At 63.8% G+C, this 21,157-nt stretch carries 21 protein-coding genes; 16 read left to right on the top strand and 5 right to left on the bottom strand.

The genetic code is table 11. The features are described from left to right. Positions 1 to 36 precede the first annotated feature (36 nt). From AN189_RS10825 to AN189_RS10805, 5 genes are read left to right on the top strand one after another with little or no spacing between them, the layout of a single operon-like run. Positions 37 to 1,971, top strand: a complete 1,935-nt coding sequence (locus AN189_RS10825) for an ATP-binding protein (protein WP_056035409.1) — start codon at positions 37 to 39, stop codon at positions 1,969 to 1,971. Then, positions 1,968 to 2,300, top strand: a complete 333-nt coding sequence (locus tag AN189_RS10820) for a hypothetical protein (RefSeq protein WP_056035405.1) — start codon at positions 1,968 to 1,970, stop codon at positions 2,298 to 2,300. The genes AN189_RS10825 and AN189_RS10820 overlap by 4 nt, the downstream gene beginning before the upstream one ends. 10 nt (positions 2,301 to 2,310) lie before the next feature. After that, positions 2,311 to 3,627, top strand: a complete 1,317-nt coding sequence (locus tag AN189_RS10815) for a DUF6638 family protein (RefSeq protein WP_056035402.1) — start codon at positions 2,311 to 2,313, stop codon at positions 3,625 to 3,627. Positions 3,628 to 3,637: 10 nt separating this feature from the next. Next, positions 3,638 to 3,904, top strand: coding sequence for a hypothetical protein (locus tag AN189_RS10810; protein WP_056035400.1), 267 nt, complete (start codon positions 3,638 to 3,640; stop codon positions 3,902 to 3,904). Between the two features lie 9 nt (positions 3,905 to 3,913). Then, the gene (locus AN189_RS10805) at positions 3,914 to 4,591 is read left to right on the top strand and encodes a DUF1523 family protein (protein WP_056035397.1); all 678 of its coding nucleotides are present in this window, start codon (positions 3,914 to 3,916) and stop codon (positions 4,589 to 4,591) included. 61 nt (positions 4,592 to 4,652) lie between these two features. Here the strand turns inward: AN189_RS10805 and AN189_RS10800 are convergent, their stop codons facing one another. Beyond that, a complete protein-coding gene (locus tag AN189_RS10800; protein ID WP_056035394.1) occupies positions 4,653 to 6,953 on the bottom strand; it encodes an aldehyde dehydrogenase family protein in 2,301 nt (766 codons plus the stop codon). Positions 6,954 to 7,001: 48 nt separating this feature from the next. Next, positions 7,002 to 7,925 (bottom strand): deoxyribose-phosphate aldolase, encoded by a 924-nt coding sequence (deoC, locus tag AN189_RS10795; protein WP_083484371.1) that lies wholly within the window; start codon positions 7,923 to 7,925, stop codon positions 7,002 to 7,004. 216 nt (positions 7,926 to 8,141) lie between these two features. Here deoC and rpe point away from each other — a divergent pair, with 216 nt between their 5' ends. After that, entirely contained in the window at positions 8,142 to 8,819 is a 678-nt protein-coding gene (gene rpe / locus AN189_RS10790; protein ID WP_056035762.1) for a ribulose-phosphate 3-epimerase, read from the top strand. A 53-nt stretch (positions 8,820 to 8,872) separates the two neighbouring features. Here the strand turns inward: rpe and AN189_RS10785 are convergent, their stop codons facing one another. Continuing rightward, entirely contained in the window at positions 8,873 to 10,504 is a 1,632-nt protein-coding gene (locus AN189_RS10785) for an alpha-amylase family glycosyl hydrolase (RefSeq protein ID WP_056035388.1), read from the bottom strand. 127 nt (positions 10,505 to 10,631) lie between these two features. Here AN189_RS10785 and AN189_RS10780 point away from each other — a divergent pair, with 127 nt between their 5' ends. The 7 genes from AN189_RS10780 (at position 10,632) to AN189_RS10750 (ending at position 14,738) form a co-directional block, all read left to right on the top strand. Next, on the top strand, positions 10,632 to 11,069 hold the full coding sequence (locus AN189_RS10780) for a hypothetical protein (RefSeq protein WP_056035383.1): 438 nt from the start codon (positions 10,632 to 10,634) through the stop codon (positions 11,067 to 11,069). Positions 11,070 to 11,078: 9 nt separating this feature from the next. Continuing rightward, positions 11,079 to 11,471 (top strand): rhodanese-like domain-containing protein, encoded by a 393-nt coding sequence (locus AN189_RS10775; protein WP_056035380.1) that lies wholly within the window; start codon positions 11,079 to 11,081, stop codon positions 11,469 to 11,471. Positions 11,472 to 11,523: 52 nt separating this feature from the next. Then, positions 11,524 to 12,537, top strand: a complete 1,014-nt coding sequence (gene galE, locus AN189_RS10770; RefSeq protein ID WP_056035377.1) for a UDP-glucose 4-epimerase GalE — start codon at positions 11,524 to 11,526, stop codon at positions 12,535 to 12,537. A gap of 147 nt (positions 12,538 to 12,684) precedes the next feature. Continuing rightward, positions 12,685 to 13,173 carry a hypothetical protein gene (locus AN189_RS10765; protein ID WP_056035374.1) on the top strand — a complete coding sequence of 163 codons (489 nt, stop codon included), beginning with the start codon at positions 12,685 to 12,687 and terminating at the stop codon, positions 13,171 to 13,173. A 3-nt stretch (positions 13,174 to 13,176) separates the two neighbouring features. Beyond that, positions 13,177 to 13,578 carry a phage holin family protein gene (locus tag AN189_RS10760; RefSeq protein ID WP_157057457.1) on the top strand — a complete coding sequence of 134 codons (402 nt, stop codon included), beginning with the start codon at positions 13,177 to 13,179 and terminating at the stop codon, positions 13,576 to 13,578. Then, positions 13,568 to 14,146, top strand: coding sequence for a DUF3618 domain-containing protein (locus AN189_RS10755; RefSeq protein ID WP_056035371.1), 579 nt, complete (start codon positions 13,568 to 13,570; stop codon positions 14,144 to 14,146). Before AN189_RS10760 ends, AN189_RS10755 begins: the two co-directional genes overlap by 11 nt. Before the next feature lies 1 nt (position 14,147). Beyond that, on the top strand, positions 14,148 to 14,738 hold the full coding sequence (locus tag AN189_RS10750; protein ID WP_157057456.1) for a hypothetical protein: 591 nt from the start codon (positions 14,148 to 14,150) through the stop codon (positions 14,736 to 14,738). A gap of 44 nt (positions 14,739 to 14,782) precedes the next feature. Here the strand turns inward: AN189_RS10750 and AN189_RS10745 are convergent, their stop codons facing one another. Next, positions 14,783 to 15,514 carry a Crp/Fnr family transcriptional regulator gene (locus AN189_RS10745; protein ID WP_056035364.1) on the bottom strand — a complete coding sequence of 244 codons (732 nt, stop codon included), beginning with the start codon at positions 15,512 to 15,514 and terminating at the stop codon, positions 14,783 to 14,785. Positions 15,515 to 15,761: 247 nt separating this feature from the next. Between AN189_RS10745 and otsB the strand changes: the two genes are divergently transcribed. From otsB to AN189_RS10730, 3 genes are all read left to right on the top strand, one after another. Continuing rightward, positions 15,762 to 16,493 carry a trehalose-phosphatase gene (otsB, locus tag AN189_RS10740; RefSeq protein WP_157057455.1) on the top strand — a complete coding sequence of 244 codons (732 nt, stop codon included), beginning with the start codon at positions 15,762 to 15,764 and terminating at the stop codon, positions 16,491 to 16,493. After that, entirely contained in the window at positions 16,490 to 17,857 is a 1,368-nt protein-coding gene (locus AN189_RS10735; RefSeq protein WP_056035358.1) for a trehalose-6-phosphate synthase, read from the top strand. The genes otsB and AN189_RS10735 overlap by 4 nt, the downstream gene beginning before the upstream one ends. 100 nt (positions 17,858 to 17,957) lie before the next feature. Further along, complete coding sequence (locus AN189_RS10730) at positions 17,958 to 18,884, top strand: VOC family protein (protein WP_056035355.1); 927 nt, start codon at positions 17,958 to 17,960, stop codon at positions 18,882 to 18,884. Here the strand turns inward: AN189_RS10730 and AN189_RS10725 are convergent. Next, positions 18,881 to 20,995 carry a transglycosylase domain-containing protein gene (locus AN189_RS10725; RefSeq protein ID WP_056035352.1) on the bottom strand — a complete coding sequence of 705 codons (2,115 nt, stop codon included), beginning with the start codon at positions 20,993 to 20,995 and terminating at the stop codon, positions 18,881 to 18,883. The genes AN189_RS10730 and AN189_RS10725 overlap by 4 nt on opposite strands. Between the last annotated feature and the right edge of the window lie 162 nt (positions 20,996 to 21,157).

Here is a 21,157-nt window from a genome sequence, read left to right as displayed (position 1 = left end):
CGGCGGGAGTATTTTTGGCAAGATGATGGGTATGACATGAGCCAGACCAGCGATCAGATGGAGTTGCGCGAAAGCGATATCCGCGCGCAATACGGTGCAGCACTTGCGTTGCTGGACGGGTTCGATCACGCGCCGCGTCTGGCGCAGGCGGCCGCTGTTGCGGCGCCGGAACGGTCGGCGGGCATCGGCACGCGGCGCGCGTTCCGGTCCACGACGCCGGGTCTGGTCACGCGCCGTACAACGCCTGCGGGGGCGGTGTCATTGCAGGACCGGATCGGGGCGGTCGGGGACGACGCGCTGACCACGCCCCTGCAGGCGCAGGTGCTACAGGCGCTGCGGCGCGCGCTGGCGATTGCCATTGCCGTCGGGGATCAGCTGGCCGATCGCACCGGGCTGACAGCCCTGAAGGCCGCCAATCTGGGCGGGACCCTGCCTGCCGACCGCCGCGCCGATTTTACCGCCGCACTCGCGGCCGAGGCGCTGGCGGTGCTGTTCACATTCGGGTCTGCCACGGCGCATCTGCTGGCTGATCGCGCGGGCGGTGAAACGGTGGATCTGTCGCAGATCGACGAGTTGCTGGTCGAAAATGCGCCGCTGGCCCTGAACGGTGTCTTGTGGGAGCTGGACCGGGATATCGCAGCGCTTGCGACGTCTGACGCCACGCTGGTCGCGACGGTGCTGGCCTTTGCCGATGCGCTGCAGGATCAGGTGACCGCCCGTGCGGGCAGCGCCACCGGGCTGGAGGCGTTTCGCGCGGCATCCTGGCATGTGGCGGCCGATGATTTTACCCTGCGCGGTTTCACCCCCGCCCGTGCGCGGCGCAGCACAACGCTGACGATGGCCTTCAAGAAACCCGACGAGGTTATCGGCAATCACATCGCCAAGGCGCAGGCCATGCGGCTGGCCAAGATGCTGATGGCCTATGACTTTGACCGGCGGCTCAATCCCTTTGCCGAACTGGGCGGTTTCATCTTTACCTTCATGGGGGACGGTGCGCCGGGTACGGGGAAAACTACCCTGATCCAGATGATGGCCGGGCTGATCGCGGGCTATTGCGAAACGGCAGGGTATGCGTTTCGCTATCAAAACCTGTCGACCGAGAATATCGACAGCTATCAGGGCAAATCGGGCCAGAATGCCAAGGCATTTGTGGACAACATCCTCGATCCCAATGTCATCGGGTTCGGCACCATCGACGATATCGATCAACTGGCGGGCAAGCGCGGCGACCGACAGTCCAGTGCGGGGCAGCTGGAAATCACCGCCGTGCTGATGGATGCCTTTGCCGGTGCGGGCACCGTGGTGCGCGGCAATTGCACCTTTGGCATGTTTTCGAATTTTCCTGAAAACGTCGACGACGCGCTGCGCCAGCGGGCGGGTGCGCGGTTTCTGGTGGATGGGCCGCAGACGCAGGACGATTACATCGACATCCTGCATCTGCTGCTTGGGAAAAAACACGATATCCCGCTGGGGGACCATGACCTCTATGCCGCGCAGGCGATCCAGCGCGCCGTTGCCGCCAGCTATGCCAGCCATGCGCGACCCAAGGAGGCAGCCTTGGAAGAGGTGTTCGACCGCGTGCAGGACCGGATCGGTGCGCTGGACACGATTGCAAAGCTGGGCACCTACCTCAAGGCGATCCAGGAGGCTGACGCCCGTTTCACCGGTCGCGCGATCAAGAACATCACTGATGCGGTCAAGGTGCGCGCGATGGACTTTGAGCTGCCCGACGACTGGATGGAGGACCCCGATCTGTTCCTGTTTCAGGACTATGACACGAAAATGGGGATGATCTCGGAGTTGCGCAAACCCATCACGCCGGAAACGGTGTTGCAGGAAATCAACCGTTATGCCGACAGTGAATTCCGCTATGCCGACAAATCCGATGCCGTCGCCATCGACACCGCCGTGCGCGAGATGGAACGCATGGCCGAAGCACGCCGCCGTTTTGCGGCAGGCGGTGCCGCATGATCGACAGCCTGCTGCTGCCCGCGATGGTGCTGGCGCTGCTGGCGTGGCTGGTGCCGAAACTGTTGTCGATGCTCTTGCCCGAGGGCATCAGGCCGCTGGTCCTGAACGGCGTGCTGTCGTCGGTGATCCTGTGCGTGATCACGGGGGGCTATTTCATGGCGCTGTATGTGATCAGCGGGATACCGTTCGATCGCATCCTCGACCTTGGCATCGCGGGCAATATCGTCTTTTTCGGCAAGCTGGCCCTGTCGACCGCATTGATCTGGGGGCCGATCATGGTGCTGTCGCTGGCTGGATTGCCGCGCACCTGGGTGGATGTGGTTTGGTAGGAGTATCGGCATGCATCGCTTGATTGCGCGGGGATTGATGTTCGGCAACCTGGTCGCGGTTGACAGTCCGGTGCTGGTGGCACGCTACAACCGCGCGCTGACGGCACTGACGGGGCGGGTGACTGCGCTGGACCGGTTTCATATCGACATATCGGGGTTCAGCCCCGAAATCGGTGAAGAACTGGGCGACCCACGCTACCTCAATCCGCGGGGGCTGAACCGTCAGTTCATCCTGTTGACCACCGATCAGGCGCGCGCGCCGCTGCTGGATGCGACCTTTTCGATCAGCAGGCAGATTTTGCGGCAGTTCATCACCGACAATCAAGCGACGCTGTTCACGCTGACCGCTCAGGACGCTGTGGCGGGTGAATTGCTGAATTCCGTCTATACGGCGGATGCCGCGGCACAGCTGTTCGATATCCGTCGCATCCGCATCACCGCCGACACCACCGCTGGAACGATCGCCAACGCACAGGCGCTGGGGGCGCTGATCGACGATTTCACGACGCGTGCCGACGGCTGGTATGACGATGTGCTGATCGCGCGGATGATCGATCTGGCACAAAAGACCGGAGACGTGTCGCGGCATCCGCTGCGCCTGACTCAGAACGAATACGTCGCATCTGATTTCTGGACCGCACATTTCGGCGGGCTTTATGTGTTCCGCGACGTGACCCATCCCGCCGCGATCGCCGTGGACCCCGATCAGGCACTGGGCGATCTGCCGATCCTCAGTCAGCTGGATTTCAACGACCGGGCCGCGATTGCGCAGTTCCTGTCCGAAAATGATCTGGCGATGCCTGTGGCGCAGGACCGCAGTGCGCGGACCGTTGCGATCCTGCGGCACAAAATGGACCAGATCACGGCCCATACCGCCGCCATGGCGGGCGAGGCGCTGGATGCGGTGACCAGCCGCGACATGCATGCCCTGGCCCGGCGTCACGCACAGGATTTGCCGCAGGCCTGGCACGGGCTGGCCGCACTCTTGCGCTGGGCGGCGGATGGCGGGCCCTGGCCGCGCATCACATCCGACGATCCGGCGTATTTCTATGTGATGCGCGCGCGCACCGGCCCGCAGGCGGATCTGGTGAACATGATGCTGGCGGAACTGTCGCCGCTGGATGCCCGCCAGTTGTTCATCTGCCATAAACGCGCGTTCTACGCGGCCTATGCGGGCTGGCCGGACCCGATGCGCGACTACGTGGCAAATATGCTCGAACGTGACTATCTGGGGGACAAGGCGCAGGTGCGCGACCAGTTGTTCGGTGACACGTCACGCAGGTCGGGACCGCCGCCGTTGCCCGCCCGCCGTGGCCCATGGGGATAGTGAGGACCAAATGGCATTTGTCAGACTGCTTATTTTTGCACTTGTCGGCCTGACGGTCGTGTACTGGTCGCTGTCGCTGTATTCCGCGTCCCTGCGACGCGAACGGCTGGAAGACGACTATGACGCCAACCCGGTCCCGGGTCAGACCCGTGAGGCCTATGTCGCCGCAGGCATGGCCGCCTATCGCAAGGGCCTGCGGCCCAAGCTGCTGCTGGGTGTCTATGTGGTGCCGATTGTTGTCGTGTCGGTGATCATCTATGTGGTGAACAACAACTAGGGGGGCGTCATGCGCGCGATATTCTTTTTACTGCGTCTGTTGCCCATTCTGGCGCTGGGCGGTTTTCTGCACTACGTGCTGCCGCAGCATGACACCGTCCAGATCACCTCGACCGAGGTAATCCGCACGGATTTCAGCAATCTGAACCGGATATTCTATGCCCAGGCTGACAATGGCGGTGTCGAACAGGCTACCCGCGACCTGCGCCTGATCAACACGACCAAGGTGCGCACCTATCTGCTGGGGTTCATGCCCACCGACCGGACCGAGGTCATGGTCTACCGCAACGAGGACACGGGCTGGATCTGGCCACCCTATTTCAAGTTCGACAGCGCCGATCTGCAGGCCGAGGCATCGGCTGCCGCCCGTGCCGACGGCTGGTACAGCATCACGCACTATGGTTGGCGCAACCGTTGGTTGTCTATCTATCCCAATGCGGTGCGGATCACGCCGGTAGATGGCCCGAACCCCGGCATCGTACCGTGGTTCAATATCTTCTTCTTCAGCTTTCTATTCGTCGCCTTTTTCGTGGTGCGCGGCATGTGGCGGCAATTCCGCGAAAGGATGATCGATCCCTCGATCGATGCCGCGGAACACCAGTTCGACGAGGCTCGCGCAGGCCTTGCCCAACGCCGCAGCGGATTGCGGCGTTGGCTGGACAGTTGGAAATCCAAGGGCCGCCAGTGAGGGAAGGACTGGGGCGCTGCCCCAGACCCCGGGATATTTACGACCAGAAGAAGTCTGGACGTCAGGCCCCGTAGGGGACCCAGATCGTCTTGACCTCTGTCGCATGGCTCAGGATGTCGCGCGTGTGGTCATGCGCGGGATCGAATGGCCCGGTCCAGCTGCGTTTGAGGTTACCTGCGCTGGCTGCCTCGATCACCTGCGCGTGGCCGGACAGGCCCCAGACCGCGTCCAGGTCCAGGTGCCGCGCCATGGGTTCTGCCAGATCGGCATGGGCACCGGTCAGGATGTTCACCACGCCGGCCGGCACATCGGATGTATCCAGCACTTGATAGAAATCGGTTGCCGCCAGCGGAAAGGCCTCTGACGCAGCCAAAGTGACCCGGTTGCCCATTGCAATCGCAGGCGCCATCAGGCTGACGAGGCCCAGCAAGGGGGCCGCATCCGGGCACAGGATGCCGATCTTGCCGACAGGTTCTTTCATCGCAAGTGCCACGCCGCGCAGCGGCACGCCTTTGACCTGACCGTCGTATTTGTCGGCCCAGGCGGCGGCGCTGAACAACCGGTCGATGGAGGCCGCGACTTCTGCCTTGCCGTCCTTGCCGGTCATGTCCTTGATGCGGTTGGCGAACTCATCCGCGCGCGCCGACAGGTTTTCGCCGATGAAATACAGGATCTGCGCACGCAGGTGGCCCGTGGTCCGCGACCAGCCGCTGGCGGCATTCATCGCCTCGACCGCATTGCGCAGGTCCTTGCGGTTCGACAGGCTCGCATGTCCCAGCAGCTTGCCCTTGGGGCCGTAGACCGCGCGGGAATAGCCGCCGTCCGGTCGCGTCTGTTTGCCACCGATGTAGAGCTTGGCCGTGCGGTCCAGACCGTCTGCCGCACCGTCACCGGTATAGGCGGCGACAGCCGCTGGCGATTTGGTCGCAATCGCGGGGCGGGTATAGCCGGCGAGCCCTTCCCATCCACCTTCGCGGCCAAAACCGCTTTCGCGGACCCCGCCAAAGGGGGCTGCGGCGTCCATCATGTTGGTGCCGTTGATCCAGACGATCCCCGCCACCAATTTCGGTGCAAGGTCGAGCGCAAGGTTCACATTTTCCGACCAGACCGACGCGGCCAGGCCGTAGGCCGTGTTGTTCGCGATTTCCACCGCCTCCGCCGGGGTGCGGAATGTGGTCGACACCAGCACGGGGCCAAAGATTTCCTGTTGCATCAGCGGTGACGCCGGGGCGAGGCCGCTGATCAGGGTCGGCGGGTAATAGCAGCCCGCCGGCACGGCCGTCTGATAGACCTCGCCATCGGTGTTCGCCGCGACCATGTCACGCACGCGGGCCAGTTGGTCAGGATGCACCATGGCACCGATGTCGATGCATTTGTCCAGCGGATCGCCAATGCGCAGGCTGTCCATGCGGGCGCGCAGCTTGGCGTGGAACACATCCGCGATGCCCTCCTGGACCAGCAGGCGAGACCCCGCACAGCAGACCTGACCCTGATTGAACCAGATGGCATCGACCAGACCTTCGACCGCGCTGTCGATGTCGGCGTCGTCGCACACGACATAGGGGCCCTTGCCACCAAGTTCGAGCGACAGCGCCTTGCCGGTGCCGGCGGTGGCCTCGCGGATGCGGCGACCCACGGCGGTGGACCCGGTGAATGCCACCTTGTCCACTTGGGCGGTCACGATCATCTCGCCCACGGCGCCGTCGCCCGTCACGATGTTCACAACGCCAGCCGGCACGCCGGCCTGACCGCAGATATCCGCAAACAGCAGGGCCGTCAGCGGGGTCCATTCGGCGGGTTTCAGGACGACCGTATTGCCCATCGCCAGGGCCGGCGCGATTTTCCACGCCAGCATCAGCAGCGGGAAATTCCACGGGATCACCTGTCCGCAAACACCCAAAGGCGCACGGTCCGGCATCTCTGTCCCCATCAGCTGGGCGTAGCCCGCGTGGTGATAAAAATGGCGTTGTGCCAATGGCACGTCGATATCGCGCGCCTCGCGGATCGGCTTGCCGTTGTCCAGCGTTTCCAGCACCGCAAAGAGCCGCGCATGTTTCTGCAACAGCCGCGCCAGCGCATAGAGCACCCGCGCGCGGGCCGCACCATCCTTGGCCCATGCGGGTTGCGCCTTGCGCGCGGCCTTGACGGCTGCATCGACATCCGCCTGTGTGGCTTGCGAAACCTGTGCCAGCGTCTGACCGGTTGCGGGGTTCACCGTGGCGAACAGATCGCCCGGTGCCGTCCAGGCCCCGCCAATAAAGTGACCGAAATCACCCTTTTCAGCCAGCCAGGCATAGGCTTCCTTGGCGCTCTCGGGGGCCGGGCCGTAATCCATCGTCTCAAAGATCTCCTTGACGGTCATCGCTGAACCCCTGTCATCATCTTGCCAAAAATACTCAAAATACGACGGTCATGCCATCGCGTGACGCCAGCCGGCAGAGTAGCTGCCGCTGACGTGGTGTTCCAACTGGCGTTCGATGTCGCCCAGCAGGGACGATGCGCCAAAGCGGAACAGATCGGGTTGCAGCCAGCGGTCGCCCAGCTCGTCCTTGATCATGGACAGATAGACCAGCGCATCCTTGGCCTTGGAAATGCCGCCGGCGGGTTTGTAGCCGACGCAGATCCCTGTTGCCGCATGATAGTCGCGGATCGCGCGGATCATGGTCAGGGTCACAGGCAAGGTGGCGTTCACGCCTTCCTTGCCGGTCGAGGTCTTGATGAAATCGGCCCCAGCCATCATGCAGACCAGCGAGGCGCGGGCGACGTTGCGCAGCGTGCCCAGCTCGCCCGTGGCCAAGATCGCCTTGACGTGGGCCGCGCCGCAGGCAGCGCGCATCTGCGCCATTTCGTCATAGAGCGCCTGCCAGTTTCCAGTCAGCACATGACGGCGGCTGATGACGATGTCGATTTCCTGCGCGCCGGCGGCGACGCTTTCGCCGATTTCGGCCAGCCGCAGGTGGAACGGCGACAGACCCGCCGGAAATCCGGTGGACACGGCGGCAACCGGGATACCGGACCCGGCCAAAGCATCGACGGCCACAGGCACCATGTCATGATAAACGCAGACTGCCCCCGTGGTCAGGCCGGTCATCCCCAGCGCATCCAGCAGCGGGGCGGACACCGGCTGGCGCGCCTTGGCGCACAGGCGGCGCACGCGGGCGTCTGTATCGTCACCCGCGAGCGTCGTGAGGTCGATCAGGCTGATGGCCTTGCACAGCCATGCGGCCTGATAGTCCTTTTTCACGCTGCGACGGCCCGGCAAGCTGGCGGCGCGCCGCTCGATCGCCGAGGTGTTCGCCTGGGTGCGCATCACCCAGTCCATATCCAGCGGCATCCCGGGATTGCGGGGCAGATGCACCTGGGGCAGGTGCGCTGTGGTGGTGTCTTGCTGGGTCACGGGCGGCCTCGTCACATGTTTGCGAAACCGTGGCACGGGCGGGCCTGCGGCGCAAGGTTTGACCGAATGGTCAAAAGGCGTCGACGCAGCGTCAGGGAGGTGACGAGGCGGGCATTTGCCGATACAGCAGGCCAAACAATGCCGGAGCGCCCCATGAGTTTTGATCGCAGCCTGAAAATCGCCCCTTCGATCCTGTCGGCGGATTTTGCCAATTTCGGCGCGGAAATCCGCGCGATCGAGGCGCAGGGCGCCGATTGGGTACATGTCGACGTGATGGATGGCCATTTCGTGCCGAATCTCACCTTTGGCCCGCCTGCGGTCAAGGCGTTCCGCCCGCATGTGAAAACGGTGATGGACGTGCATCTGATGATCTCGCCGGTGGATGCCTATATCGACGCCTACGCCGATGCGGGGGCCGATATCCTGACGGCGCATATCGAGGCCGGACCGCATATCCACCGCACGCTTCAGGCGATCCGCGCGGCGGGCATGAAGGCGGGTGTGGCCCTGAACCCCGGCACCCCGGCCGAGGCCGTGGTCGATCTGCTGGATATGGCCGATCTGGTCTGCGTGATGACGGTGAACCCCGGTTTCGGCGGGCAGCAGTTCATCGACATGACCGCCAAGGTGGCCAAGCTGCGCGCCATGATCGGTGACCGCGCGGTGCATATCGAGATTGACGGTGGTGTTGATCCCGTGACCGCTCCGCTGGTGCGGGCCGCCGGGGCCGATGTGCTGGTCGCAGGCTCTGCCGTGTTCCGGGGCGGATCGGTGGACAAGCCGGAGGTTTACGGCGCGAACATGCAGGCCATCCGCGCCGCCGCTGGCTGACGGCGGGACGCCGCTGTTTCGCTGACGCGAAAGACGCCCCGCCCGCCGACCCGCTATGCGCTGATCGTCACCTTGTCTGCGTGATCAAGGTAGACAAACCCGCTGCCCGGCAGGGTCAACGTGCCGTCCGCCAGTGTTGCGTCATGCGGTCCCGTGATGCTGGCCGCACCCGCGACCTGCAATGTGACCGCATCGGCGCGGAGGTTGAACAGACAGGTCAGGTGTCGACCGTCCACGCTGCGGCGCAGGCCCAGCACGGGATCGGGCAGGTCCAGGAACGTCGTCTTGCCGCGGGTCATGCAGGGATGTTCCCGGCGGAACGCGATGATGTCGCGGTAGAAATGCAGCACGCTGTCGTTTGCCGCCTCTTGGAGGTCGACCGCATGCGCCGCCTGCGGTGCCTTGATCGGCAACCAGGGTGTGCCATCGGTGAACCCGGCGTTGGGGGCATCCGCCTCCCAGACCATGGGCGTGCGGCAGCCGTCGCGCCCCTTGATCCCCGGCCAGTAGCGGATCGCCTGCGCATCGGTCAGTTCGTGGTATTCCATGACGGTTTCCAGCTGGCCCAGTTCCTCGCCCTGATAGATGCCGATGGTGCCTTCGAAACTGAACAGCATGGCGGCTGACAGGCGGGCCAGCGCATCCTCTGACACTGCGTATTTCGACCATCGCGACACATGGCGCACGACGTCGTGGTTCGAGAATGACCATTCGGGATGACCATCCGGCGCGCCTGCCTGAAAGCTTTCGATGCAGTTGCGGAAATGCGCGGGCGTGAATTCATCCGACAGCATGGCAAAGCTGTAGGCCATGTGCAGCCTGCCGTCGCCCTTGGTGTAATCGGCCATCAGGTCGATGCTGCGCTGGCCGTGGTCGCCAACCTCGCCCACCATCATGATTTCATCATACTGATCGGTCAGCGCCCGCAGCCGTTCGATGAACAACACGTTCTCGGGGCGGTTCTTGTTGTAGATGTTGTCCTGCATGCCGAACAGGTCGGATGACATGACGATCATCCCGTCGGGTCGCGGGGCAGGGGGGTTGGAACGCAGTTGCGCGTCGTGGACGTAGTAGTTGACCGTATCCAGACGGAACCCGTCCAGCCCGCGATCCAGCCAGAATTTGCAGGTGTCCAGAATCGCATCCTGCACATCGGGATTGTTGAAATTCAGGTCCGGTTGGCTGGTCAGGAAATTGTGCTGGTAATACTGCCGCCGGGTCGCGTCATATTCCCAGGCGGGTCCGCCGAAATGACTGTGCCAGTTGGTGGGCGGGCTGCCGTCCTCCAGCGGGTCGGCCCAGACGTACCAATCGGCCTTGGGGTTGTCGCGATCCTTGCGCGATTCGATGAACCACGGGTGCTGGTCAGAGGTATGCGACAGCACCTGATCCACGATCACCTTGAGCCCCAGATCATGGGCGGTTTTCAGCATCTCGTCGAAATCGTCCAGCGTGCCGAACAGCGGATCGATGTCGGTATAGTTCGACACGTCATAGCCCATGTCGGCCATGGGCGAGGTAAAGATCGGCGACAGCCAGATGCAATCCACCCCCAGCGAGGCGATATGCGGCAGGCGGCGGGTGATGCCGGGCAGGTCGCCCACGCCGTCACCTGTGCTGTCCTGATAGGACCGGGGATAGATCTGATAGATGACGGCGTCGCGCCACCATTCTCGCGTGCTCATGAAGGCCTCCGTTGAAACGTGGTGTCAGGGCGGTGTTAGCGCAATCACAAATCCACGCAAGGCCCGCCGCACGCTTTGCCTTGCATGGCGCCGCGCGAGAAAGCACAACGTTGCAAAACGAGGGGTGATGATGACGGAACGGAAAAAGGCACCGCTGTGGTTCAGCGTGACGATCATGCTGGGATTGCTGTGGAACGTGTTCGGCGTGATCCAGTTTCTGGGCGGCATGGGCCGCACCGCCGATGATTATGTGTCGCAGGGCATGACGGCCGCACAGGCAGCCCTGATGGCGAACCAGCCGCGCTGGCTCGAGGCGGCCTTTGCGCTGGGTGTTCTGTTCGGCGTGATCGGCTGCATCCGCGTGCTGCAACGCGCGCAGGGCGGGGTGGTCCGGTTCGCGCTGTCGGTCGTGGCGCTGTGCGTGATGATCGCGGGCAATGCCGCATACGGCCTGTTCGCCGTCATGGGGCCGGAACGGTTGGCCACGATGGTCTTCACGCTGATGGTGGCGCTGATCCTGCTGGGCTGTGCTGCCTATGCCCGGCGCCACGACATCATTCCTTAGGAGGCTGACATGACGATCACGCCCGTTGCAGACATGGTTGCCGCCGCCCGCGCGCGGATCACGCAGATCCCCGCGACCGAGGCCCTGACCCTGACCGACGACCCCGACGTGGTGTTCGTCGACCTTCGCGACGTGCGCGAACGCAAGAACGGCTATGTCCCCGGCAGTTTCCACTGTCCACGTGGCATGGCCGAATTCTGGGTCGATCCGGCCAGCCCGTATCACAAGGATATCTTTGCGCAGGACAAACGGTTCGTTTTCTACTGCGCCTCGGGGTGGCGGTCGGCGCTGACGGTCGCGACCTTGCAGGATATGGGGTTCGTTGCGTCCCACATCACCGAAGGGTTCGGCGGCTGGACCGCCGCCGGCGGCCCGGTGGCACACCCCGAACAGCGCGATTGAACTGCGGCCCGCGACCGCCTAAACCACGCTGCAAACGACACGAGGGGTCATGATGCGCGTATTGGTCACCGGCGGGGCAGGCTACATCGGCAGCCACACATTGATCGAACTGCTGGGGCAGGCGCACGAGGTCTGCGTGCTGGACAATTTCACCAACGCGAAACCCGTTGTCCTCGACCGGGTGCGCAGCCTGACCAACGGCAAGGTGTCCTGCGTCACGGGCGATATCCGGGATGCATCGGCCCTTGATGCGGTGATGACCGATTTCGCGCCCGAGGCGGTGATCCATTTCGCGGGCCTCAAGGCCGTGGGCGAAAGCGGGCGCAAACCTGTCGATTACTACGACGTGAACGTGGCGGGCACATTGGCCCTGCTGCATGCGATGGACCGGCACGGTGTGCAGCGCATCATCTTTTCCAGCTCTGCCACCGTTTACGGCGAACCCGAATACCTGCCCTACGACGAGGCGCACCCCACCAACCCGATGTCGGTCTACGGTCGCACAAAACTGATGGCGGAACACGTGCTGACCGACTGGGCTGCGGCCAACAGTCAGGCCAGCGCGGTGTTGCTGCGATATTTCAACCCCGTGGGGGCCCATGCGTCGGCCCGGATGGGCGAGGATCCTGCGGATTATCCCAACAACCTGATGCCGTTCATCGCACAGGTTGCGGTGGGCAAACGCGATCAGGTGCAGGTCTTTGGCGATGATTACGACACGGCCGACGGCACGGGGGAACGCGACTATATCCACGTGGTCGATTTGGCTCGCGCTCATGTCGCGGCACTCGATTATGCGGCCGGGCACACGGGTGCGCGCGCGTTCAACATCGGCACCGGTCAGCCCTATAGCGTGATGCAGATGGTGACCGCCTTTCGCCGGGCCTCCGGGCAGGCGATCCCCACGGCCATCGCCCCGCGTCGTCTGGGCGATATCGCGAAAATGCAGGCGGATGCGTCGCGGGCGCAGGCCGAACTGGGGTGGAAGGCCACGCACACGCTGGACGACATGGCCGCCAGCACCTGGGCCTGGCAAAGCGCAAACCCCGACGGTTACGGCGACTGAACCTGCCATAGTGTGACCATCGTGACATTCGGTCGCAGGACGCAGGAACATTCCCGCGCCCCGCGCATTGTATCCACAATGAATGTTTCGTGAGGACGACGTGACCGCCCGACGGTCACGCGCTCGCGCAGCCGAAAGGACAGCACGATGGCAGACGCCAAAACAGAGATCGACGACGCCGTGAACGACGCCAAGGCCCAGGCCAAGAGCGTGGTAGAGGACGTCAAGGAACACGCCAAATCCGTCGCAGAAGATGCGCGCGAAACGGTCAAATCCGAAGTGACCGCCCGCGCCAAGGCCGCCCGCAGTGCCGCCGCAGGAGAGGTGAACAACGTCGCCGCAGCCCTGCGCCGCGCCGCTGACGAAAGCCGCGACGGCAGCCCGCAGGAACGCACCTTTGGACAGATTGCCAATTCGCTGGCCGATGTGTCGGAAACCATCGGCAACAAGGATCTGGGAACGGTCGTCAGCGACGCCAGCAACTTTGCCCGGCGTCATCCGCTGACATTCCTCGCCGGTGCAGCACTGGCCGGTTTCGCCATCAGCCGCTTTGCCAAGGCGTCTGAACGTCACGACGACTATGGCACGGACTACGGGCGTGACACTGATCCCGACGATATCGTCGGTCGGGGGTAACCCATGCAGACATCCAAGGACCCGCGCAGCACCGGTTCGCTGCTGTCGGATGTATTGAACAGCATCGGCAACCTGTTGCGCCAAGAGGTCGATCTGGCGCGTGCCGAGGTTGATGAAAACCTCAAACGTGCAGCCCGCGCGCTGGCGCTGATCGTCGTGGGGTTGGTGCTGTTGTTCATAGCACTGACCGTTCTGGTCACCACCGCCGTCAGCGCCCTTGTGCTGGCGGGCGTGGCCGAAATTCTGGCGACGCTGATCATCGGTGTCATCACGCTGGTGGCCGCGGTCATCTTTGCCGTGATCGGGGTCAAGCGTCTGAAACTGTCCAGCCTCGCACCGTCGCGCGCGGCGCGGAACATCAAACGTGACGCCGCGATGATGAAGGAGGCCTACAATGACCGCTGATAATCGCACACCGGCCGAGATCGAAAAGGAAATCGAGGCAGAGCGCGCGCGCCTGACCCGTGATCTGGACGCCTTGCAGGACCGGCTGACCGTCGATGGCCTGATGGACGAGGTGCGCCAGCAGGTCCGCAGCCAGATCGACGAGCTGCAACGCAGTCTGCGCGGTCAGGTGGTCGAGGTGACAGGCGCGGTCGGTGCCGAACTGCGCACGCAGTTGACGCGCGCCGGGACGACCGTTGCCCGCACCACGCGCAAGAATCCCTGGCCGCTGGCGGTGACGGGGCTTGGCCTTGCCTGGCTCGCCTACAGCGCGTTGAAACCCGAACCCAAACGCCGCGTCGGCTATGCGCCGACCAAATCCGCGCCGGTGCGCGGTGTGACGGATTACGACCTGTCACCTGCGGATATGGCGGCGGCTGAACTGGAACGCGACGCGGACCGCTGGGCCCGCGATACCGCGGCCCTGGATGACGCAGCGACACCGACATACGATCCGCGTCCGTCCTGGGCGCGTGCCGATGATGAACTGACGACGCGCAGCAACGCTGGCGCGACAGAAAGGAACTGACATGACCGATACACGTCCCACCCCCGCAATGGTGCCCGGCACCCCCGGTGACACGGCATCTGAAACCAACAGCCGCATCGACGATCTGCGGCACCGTTTGGCCGAAGGCACCGAACATCTGTCCGACGCGGCCCGCGCCCGCGTGATCGCGGCCCGCGAACGCGCCGTCCGTGCCCAACGCAGCGCGCGCCGTACGATGCACGATGGGTCGGATGCCGCGACCGATCTGTTCGACCGGCAACCGCTGGTGATCGGCGCACTGGCCTTTGCACTTGGTGCAGCTGTTGCGGCGCTCTTGCCCAAGACGCGCACCGAGAATTCCTATCTAGGCGCGCAGCGCGATGCCCTGATGGACGAGGCCGAGCGCATCTTTCAGGAGGAAAGCAGCCGCGCCCGCGCCGCGCTGGACACGGCGCAGACGGAAATGACGTCAGCGGCGCGCGATGTGACGGACACGGCCGCCCGTGCGGCACGATCCGCCGTCGATGACGCGACAGAGGCGGCCAAGGATGCCGCACACGAGGTCGAGACCAAGGCGCGATCCTCGGCCAAAGAGGTCAAGGCCAAGACAAAATCCGCGGCCAAGCACTGAGCCGCGAAAAGGGGCGCTGCGGATGACCGCAGCGCCCCTTTTCTTTATCCAGCCCAGCTGAAATCGACCGCCGTGAAACGGTCCTTGTAGTCCAGTTGCGCAACCCAGGCCGGCTTGTCGATGATCCTGAAATAGGGGCGCGCGATTTCCAGCGCGCCGCGTTTTTGCAGATTTCGCAGCAGCCGGTTCACGTAGATATCCGTCAGGCCCAGAACGTCGCCAATCTCTTTTTGTGACAGCGGCATGGGGAAACGGTCCGATCCCTGTTCGCTGACCTGATCGGTCTTGGCCTGCACGGTCAGCAGGAAATGCATCAGGCGATCTTCGGCGGAATAGCGTGTCACGGCATGCAGCCGGTCCAGCAGGGTCACGGAATCAAGGCTCGCCATCGACAGCAGCATCGCAAAGATGCGCGGGTTCGTCCGTGCAAGGTCGCCGAGGCGCTTGCGACTGATCAGGCTGACGGTGCCATCGGTCTGCATCGTGGTCTGATACAGCGCGCTGCTGAAACCCAGTTCCGACAATCCGACCACATCGCCTGCCATGAACAGCTGCGCGATGGTCGTCTGGGCGCCCGACGTGATGCGTGTAATCGCCAGACCCGACCGGATGATCGCGATGCGGTCATCAGGTGATCCGGGTGCGAATACGGTCTGGCGTTTGGCCAGTTGGGTCGGGTTCTGTTCCAGCGCCGCGAGTGCCGCACGGTCGGACAACGACAGTTCTGCAAGATGGGTCATCCGCGTCAGGAACGCGCTTTGTCCAGAAGTTTTCATGATTTTCGAATCCAGTATTTCGGCTGGCCGTCGCAAAACGACGACTGGCGGGGGCAATCTCTTAAGCGTCTTGTAGGGAGGGCAAAAGTGTCACGGTATTAACTAGATTAAACTGGTCTAGCTTTTTTGCAGGATCGATGGTTGACGTTGCGGCAGTTAACGCCCTGGTGATCGGGTGCGGCATCTGGTCATCTGGGATCAAGGGGGGCATGGTGGGGTCAAATCCCCAGCGACTGTGACCGATTCCATGACCGAACTCGCCACGCTCGACCTGCGCAGGCTCTATCTGTTTCTTGATTTCGACGGCACGTTGGTCGACCTTGCGCCGACACCTGATGCAATCCATGTCCCCGACGATTTGCCCGCGCTCTTGGCGGGTCTGCATGACCGGATGCAGGGACGGCTTGCAATCGTGTCAGGCCGCGAGGTGGCGCAGATTGCGCATTTTCTGCCGACGTTTCCCGGTGCAATCTATGGCGCGCACGGGGCCGAATCCCGCGTGGACGGCATCGACCGGCCCCATCCGCTGGCGGGCAGCGCGACGGTCGCCGCCGTGCAGGCCGCCGCCGCCGATCTGGTCGCGACCGATCCGGCACTGCTGCTGGAACGCAAGAAAACAGGCGCTGTCGTGCACTACCGCGCGGCCCCGACCAAGGGGCCGGCGGTCCGGGCCGCGCTGTCGGACATGATCGCAGACCATCCCGATCTGGTGCTGCATGCGTCGAAAATGGCGTGGGAAATCCGGCCTGCCGATGCGTCCAAGGCCGGTGCCGTGCTGGCCTTGATGGACGGGCAGCCCGATCACGTCCGTCCCGTGGTGATCGGTGATGACACAACAGACGAAGACGCGATGGAGGTCGCCCAGACCATGAACGGAATTTGTATCAGGGTAGGCGAGGGTGACACCATCGCCCCGCACCGATTGGATGCGCCGTCAGACGTGCATGCGCTGTTGCGGCGCTGGGCGGTGCAGCCATGACCGGGCGGCTGGTCGTCGTCTCGAACCGTGTCCCGTCTGACGGGCCGCCGTCCGGGGGGTTGGTGGTCGCGCTGCACGATTGCCTGCGGGCGACGGGTGGTCTGTGGTTCGGCACCTCGGGTCGGATCACCGATGATCCCGACGACAGCTTTGCCCAGGTGCAGGGTGACGGCTACACCATGCGGACCTTTGATCTCAGCCCGGCTGAGCAACAGGGCTACTACCTTGGCTATGCCAATTCGGTGCTTTGGCCGCTGTGTCACCGCAGGGCGGACCTGATGGCGCTGAACGCGGGCGACTACGACACCTACATGCAGGTGAACCGGCGTCTGGCGCGAATGATGGCGGCAGAACTGCGCCCGGATGACCGCATCTGGATTCACGACTATCATTTCCTGCCGCTGGCCGATTGCCTGCGCGCCGAAGGCGTCACCGCGACCATCGGCTATTTTCATCACATCCCGTTCCCCGCGACCCATGACATGATGGCCCTGCCGCAGCATGACCTGTTTCCCCGCTGGATGGCGGGGTTCGACCTGTTCGGCCTGCAAACGCAGCGCGACGTGGCCGCGGCACTGGAAATGCTGCGCGGTCTGCCGGGGGCCGAACTGCTGCGCGACGGCACAATTTCCTATCGCGATCGCCGGTTCGAGGTGCGCAGCTTTCCCATCGGGATTGACGCCGCGGCCTTTGCCGCAGAGGCCGCCCGGATCGACGGTCGCGCACTGCTGAATTTCGCCCCCGACGAACGGCTGGTGATCGGGGTCGACCGGCTGGATTATTCCAAGGGGCTGGACAACCGCTTGCGCGCCTTTGGCCGCTACCTGCGTGACCGCGCCGAGGATGCGCCCAAGGCGTCGCTGCTACAGATTGCGCCGCCCACGCGTGAGGAGGTCGACGCCTACCAGCAAATCCGCGAGGATCTGGAACGCACCGCTGGCAAGGTCAACGGCCTGCATTCCGATCTGGGGTGGACGCCGATCCGCTATATCCACAGCGGCGTGCCGCGTGACACGCTGGCCGCCGTTTACCGTGCCGCAGACGTGGGGTTCGTCACGCCGTTCTGCGACGGCATGAACCTTGTGGCCAAGGAATTCGTCGCCGCACAGGACCCGGATGACCCCGGCGTGCTGATCCTGTCGCAATTCGCGGGGGCCGTGGAACAGATGGCCTCTGCGCTGATCGTGAACCCCTATGACATCGGCGAAATGGCACGGGCGCTGCGGCAGGCACTGGCCATGCCGCTGGCGGAACGGATCGACCGGCATCAGGCGCTAGCACGCGGCGTGTTCCGCAAGGATGTCGCCCATTGGACACGCAGCTACCTTGATACGATGGACCGTCTGTCGGCGGCGCGGGACTGATCCATCTGTGCATCCCTGCACAATTTCTGAGGGCGCATCGACCTGTGCGGATGCGCGATCTCAGGCTACCTATCTGGCAACCTAGCACAGGAGCACGACCATGCTGACCCAGATCAAAGGCCTGCACCACGTCACGTCCATCGCGTCAGACGCCGCGCGCAACAACGCGTTCTTTACCGACGCGCTTGGCCTGCGCCGTGTGAAAAAGACGGTCAATTTCGACGCGCCGGATGTCTATCATCTGTATTACGGCGACGAGGTCGGCACCCCCGGCACGGTCATGACCCATTTCCCGTTCCAGCGCGCCGCGCGCGGCACCCCGGGAGTGGGCGAGGTCGGTGAAACCGTGTTCGCCGTGCCTGCGGGATCACTTGATTTCTGGGCGGATCGTTTGGCAGGGCGTGCCGAGAACCTTGCGCGTGACACGCAGTTTGGCGAAAATCGCCTGACCTTTCGCAGTGACGACGGCGAGGCATTCGCCCTGTCAGAGGTCGCGGATGATCCCCGGACGCCCTGGACCGGGAACGGCGTCGGGTCCGACCATGCGATCCGCGGTTTCCGGGGCGCGTCCATGCGGTTGGCCGACACGGGTGCCATGGCTGAACTGCTGACCTACATGGGCTATGAAAAACTGGACACCCGCGACGGTGTGACCCGCTATGTCATCGCGGGCGACAATCCCGCCGATACCATTGACCTCGTGCAGGCCTCGAATGCGCGCGAGGCGCGGGCCGGGGCCGGATCGGTCCACCACATCGCATTCGCGGTCGAGGATCGCGCAGCACAGGTCGCGGTCCGGCAGAAACTGATCGACACGGGCTATGCCGTCACGCCGGTGATCGACCGGGACTATTTCTGGGCGATCTATTTCCGCACCCCCGGCGGCGTGCTGTTCGAAATCGCCACGAACGAACCCGGCTTTGACCGCGACGAAGACACAGCTAACCTGGGTGAGGCGCTCAAGCTGCCCAGCCAGCACGAACATCTGCGCGCACAGCTGGAACGGCACCTGCAACCGCTGGATTAATTGCCGCCCAGCCCGCCCAGGATATTGTCCAGCACGTTCAGGATTTGGCTATCCGCCGCGATCCCCGAATTGGACAAGGTGCCATTGCGGGCCGGACCGGGTATGTCCATGGGCAGCGGCTTTGGCTGCTGCCCGGCCACCACACGGCGCATGGTGTCGCGGAAAATATCCGCGGGAATGCCGCCGCCCGTGACGCCCCGCATGGGGCTGTTGTCATCGAACCCCATCCAGACGCCCACGACGTAATCCGCGTTGAACCCGATGAACCAGGCGTCGCGCTGGCTGTTCGTCGTGCCCGATTTGCCGGCCAGTTCCCAGCCGTCGATCTGCGCGCGCGTGCCCGTGCCGCGCACGACGACCTGGTTCATCATGTAGGTCAGCTGTCGCGCCGCACGTTCCTGGATCACCCGTTCCTGCATGCCCGTGCCCACGTTGTCCATTAACGGCGCATCGTCCCCCTGCAACCGCAGGTCCAGCAATCCGTAGGGTTCCACCGCCGACCCGCCGTTCAGGATGCCCGCATAGGCCCCCGACATCTCGATCAGCGTGCTTTCGGATACACCCAGCGCCAGCGCCGGCCCCGCGGCCAATTCGCTGTCGATCCCGAACCCTTCGGCAACCTGGCTGACCAGCTCGCGGCCGACCTCTTCGGACAGGACGACGGCGGGGATGTTGCGGCTTTCGTACAGGGCCTGTGACAGTGTCACCGGACCCTTGAACTGACGGTCATAGTTTTCGGGCTGCCACGGCCCCGATCCGGGGATCGTGATGGTCAACGGCACGTCGTCGATCAGGTCATTGGGTGAAAAACCGAGGTCCAGCGCCGTTGCATAGATGAACGGCTTGAACGCCGATCCGGTCTGGCGGCGGGCCTGTGTCGCGCGGTTGAACGCGCTTTGCGCGCGCACGTCGCGTCCACCGACCATGGCGCGCACGGCACCATCCGCCGACATGACGACCACGGCGGCCTCGACCTTTGATCCTTCTGACAGTTTGGTGTCGAACACCGACAGCAGGGCGGTTTCCGCAGCTGTCTGGATGTCCTGATCCAGCGTGGTGCGGATCACCACGTCCTCGGTCGTGTTGCGGGTAAAGAAATCCGGACCCTGTCCCATCACCCAATCAGCGAAATATCCGCCTGCGCGGGCCTGTGCCGCCTGCGACAGCTGTGCTGGATTGGCCCGCGCCTCATCCGCCTGCGCGGATGTGATATAGCCCTGATCCTCCATCAGGCCGACGACGACCGCCGCGCGGTCCACGGCGCGGCCCATGTTGTTGGTCGGCGCATAGGAAGAAGGTGCCTTGAGCAGTCCGGCCAGCATCGCGGCCTCTGCCGGATCGACGCTGCGTGCGGATTTGCCGAAATAGCGCTGTGCCGCGGCCTCGAACCCGCGCGCGCCTTCGCCCAGATAGGCGCGGTTGATGTAGATCGACAGGATTTCCTCTTTGGAATAGCGGACCTCCATGCCCATGGCATAGATCGCTTCCTTGACCTTGCGCCAGATCGTCGTGCGGCGGCAGTCCGCCTCGTAGGCGCGCTCGCTGTCCCATGTGTCGGGGTCGAACGGCACGCCCAGACACAGCAGCTTTGCGGTCTGCTGTGTGATCGTGGACCCGCCATTGCCCGACAGCGGGCCGCGTCCCTCGCGCAGGTTGATGCGCACGGCACTGGCCACGCCGCGTGGGCTGATCCCGAAATGTCGATAGAACCGGCGGTCCTCGGTCGCGACCACGGCATCGTGCAGGTAGGGCGACACTTCTTCTGCGGTGACCATCCCGCCGTATTGATCGCCGCGCCAGGCGAACACGTCGCCATTGCGGTCCAGCAGGGTCACCGACCCGCGCGTGCGGCCATCCACCATGTCCTCGATCGGGGGCATTTGTGCCGCAAAGTACAGCACGGCGATTGCGATACCGATGGCGGTGACCACGCCCAGCCGCATTGTCAGCCGCCAGATCAGGCGCAGCGTCCAGGTGAATGGAAACAGCAACCAACCCACCAGACCGCGTTTCTTGCGGGGGCGCGGGGTTGCACCGCGCCTTGCGGGCTTGGGCTTTGCCGCCCGGCGTTCTGCCACCAAAGGGCGCGATGTCTTGCGATTCTTGCTCATGGGCCTGCGATCAGCATTTCTTGGTTTTGCCTACCATAGCGGTCCGCAACCCGGTTGTCCCGCCAGCATCGCACATTTTTGAGGTGCTCAAAAAACGGGCAAAGATGCAAATTTGTGCAAAAACTATAACGCATGCTCTGTAGCGCCGTTTTATTTACCCTT

Origin of the sequence: Loktanella sp. 3ANDIMAR09 (genome assembly GCF_001420005.1) — a bacterium.
GTDB lineage: Bacteria > Pseudomonadota > Alphaproteobacteria > Rhodobacterales > Rhodobacteraceae > Loktanella.
Note: the sequence above shows the minus strand (reverse complement) of the source record. Positions and strands in the feature narration are given on the sequence as shown.

Bases quoted from the DNA above. Each gene is read 5' to 3' on its own strand.
- deoC (WP_083484371.1), bottom strand. From the start codon at position 7,925: ATGCCGCTGGATATGGACTGGGTGATGCGCACCCAGGCGAACACCTCG.
- AN189_RS10745 (WP_056035364.1), bottom strand. From the start codon at position 15,514: ATGAAAACTTCTGGACAAAGCGCGTTCCTGACGCGGATGACCCATCTT.
- AN189_RS10760 (WP_157057457.1), top strand. From the start codon at position 13,177: ATGCAGACATCCAAGGACCCGCGCAGCACCGGTTCGCTGCTGTCGGAT.
- AN189_RS10750 (WP_157057456.1), top strand. From the start codon at position 14,148: ATGACCGATACACGTCCCACCCCCGCAATGGTGCCCGGCACCCCCGGT.
- AN189_RS10810 (WP_056035400.1), top strand. From the start codon at position 3,638: ATGGCATTTGTCAGACTGCTTATTTTTGCACTTGTCGGCCTGACGGTC.
- AN189_RS10815 (WP_056035402.1), top strand. From the start codon at position 2,311: ATGCATCGCTTGATTGCGCGGGGATTGATGTTCGGCAACCTGGTCGCG.
- AN189_RS10725 (WP_056035352.1), bottom strand. From the start codon at position 20,995: ATGAGCAAGAATCGCAAGACATCGCGCCCTTTGGTGGCAGAACGCCGG.
- AN189_RS10820 (WP_056035405.1), top strand. From the start codon at position 1,968: ATGATCGACAGCCTGCTGCTGCCCGCGATGGTGCTGGCGCTGCTGGCG.
- AN189_RS10730 (WP_056035355.1), top strand. From the start codon at position 17,958: ATGCTGACCCAGATCAAAGGCCTGCACCACGTCACGTCCATCGCGTCA.
- AN189_RS10775 (WP_056035380.1), top strand. From the start codon at position 11,079: ATGACGATCACGCCCGTTGCAGACATGGTTGCCGCCGCCCGCGCGCGG.
- galE (WP_056035377.1), top strand. From the start codon at position 11,524: ATGCGCGTATTGGTCACCGGCGGGGCAGGCTACATCGGCAGCCACACA.
- AN189_RS10765 (WP_056035374.1), top strand. From the start codon at position 12,685: ATGGCAGACGCCAAAACAGAGATCGACGACGCCGTGAACGACGCCAAG.
- AN189_RS10825 (WP_056035409.1), top strand. From the start codon at position 37: ATGAGCCAGACCAGCGATCAGATGGAGTTGCGCGAAAGCGATATCCGC.
- AN189_RS10800 (WP_056035394.1), bottom strand. From the start codon at position 6,953: ATGACCGTCAAGGAGATCTTTGAGACGATGGATTACGGCCCGGCCCCC.
- AN189_RS10780 (WP_056035383.1), top strand. From the start codon at position 10,632: ATGATGACGGAACGGAAAAAGGCACCGCTGTGGTTCAGCGTGACGATC.
- otsB (WP_157057455.1), top strand. From the start codon at position 15,762: ATGACCGAACTCGCCACGCTCGACCTGCGCAGGCTCTATCTGTTTCTT.
- AN189_RS10805 (WP_056035397.1), top strand. From the start codon at position 3,914: ATGCGCGCGATATTCTTTTTACTGCGTCTGTTGCCCATTCTGGCGCTG.
- AN189_RS10735 (WP_056035358.1), top strand. From the start codon at position 16,490: ATGACCGGGCGGCTGGTCGTCGTCTCGAACCGTGTCCCGTCTGACGGG.
- AN189_RS10755 (WP_056035371.1), top strand. From the start codon at position 13,568: ATGACCGCTGATAATCGCACACCGGCCGAGATCGAAAAGGAAATCGAG.
- AN189_RS10785 (WP_056035388.1), bottom strand. From the start codon at position 10,504: ATGAGCACGCGAGAATGGTGGCGCGACGCCGTCATCTATCAGATCTAT.
- rpe (WP_056035762.1), top strand. From the start codon at position 8,142: ATGAGTTTTGATCGCAGCCTGAAAATCGCCCCTTCGATCCTGTCGGCG.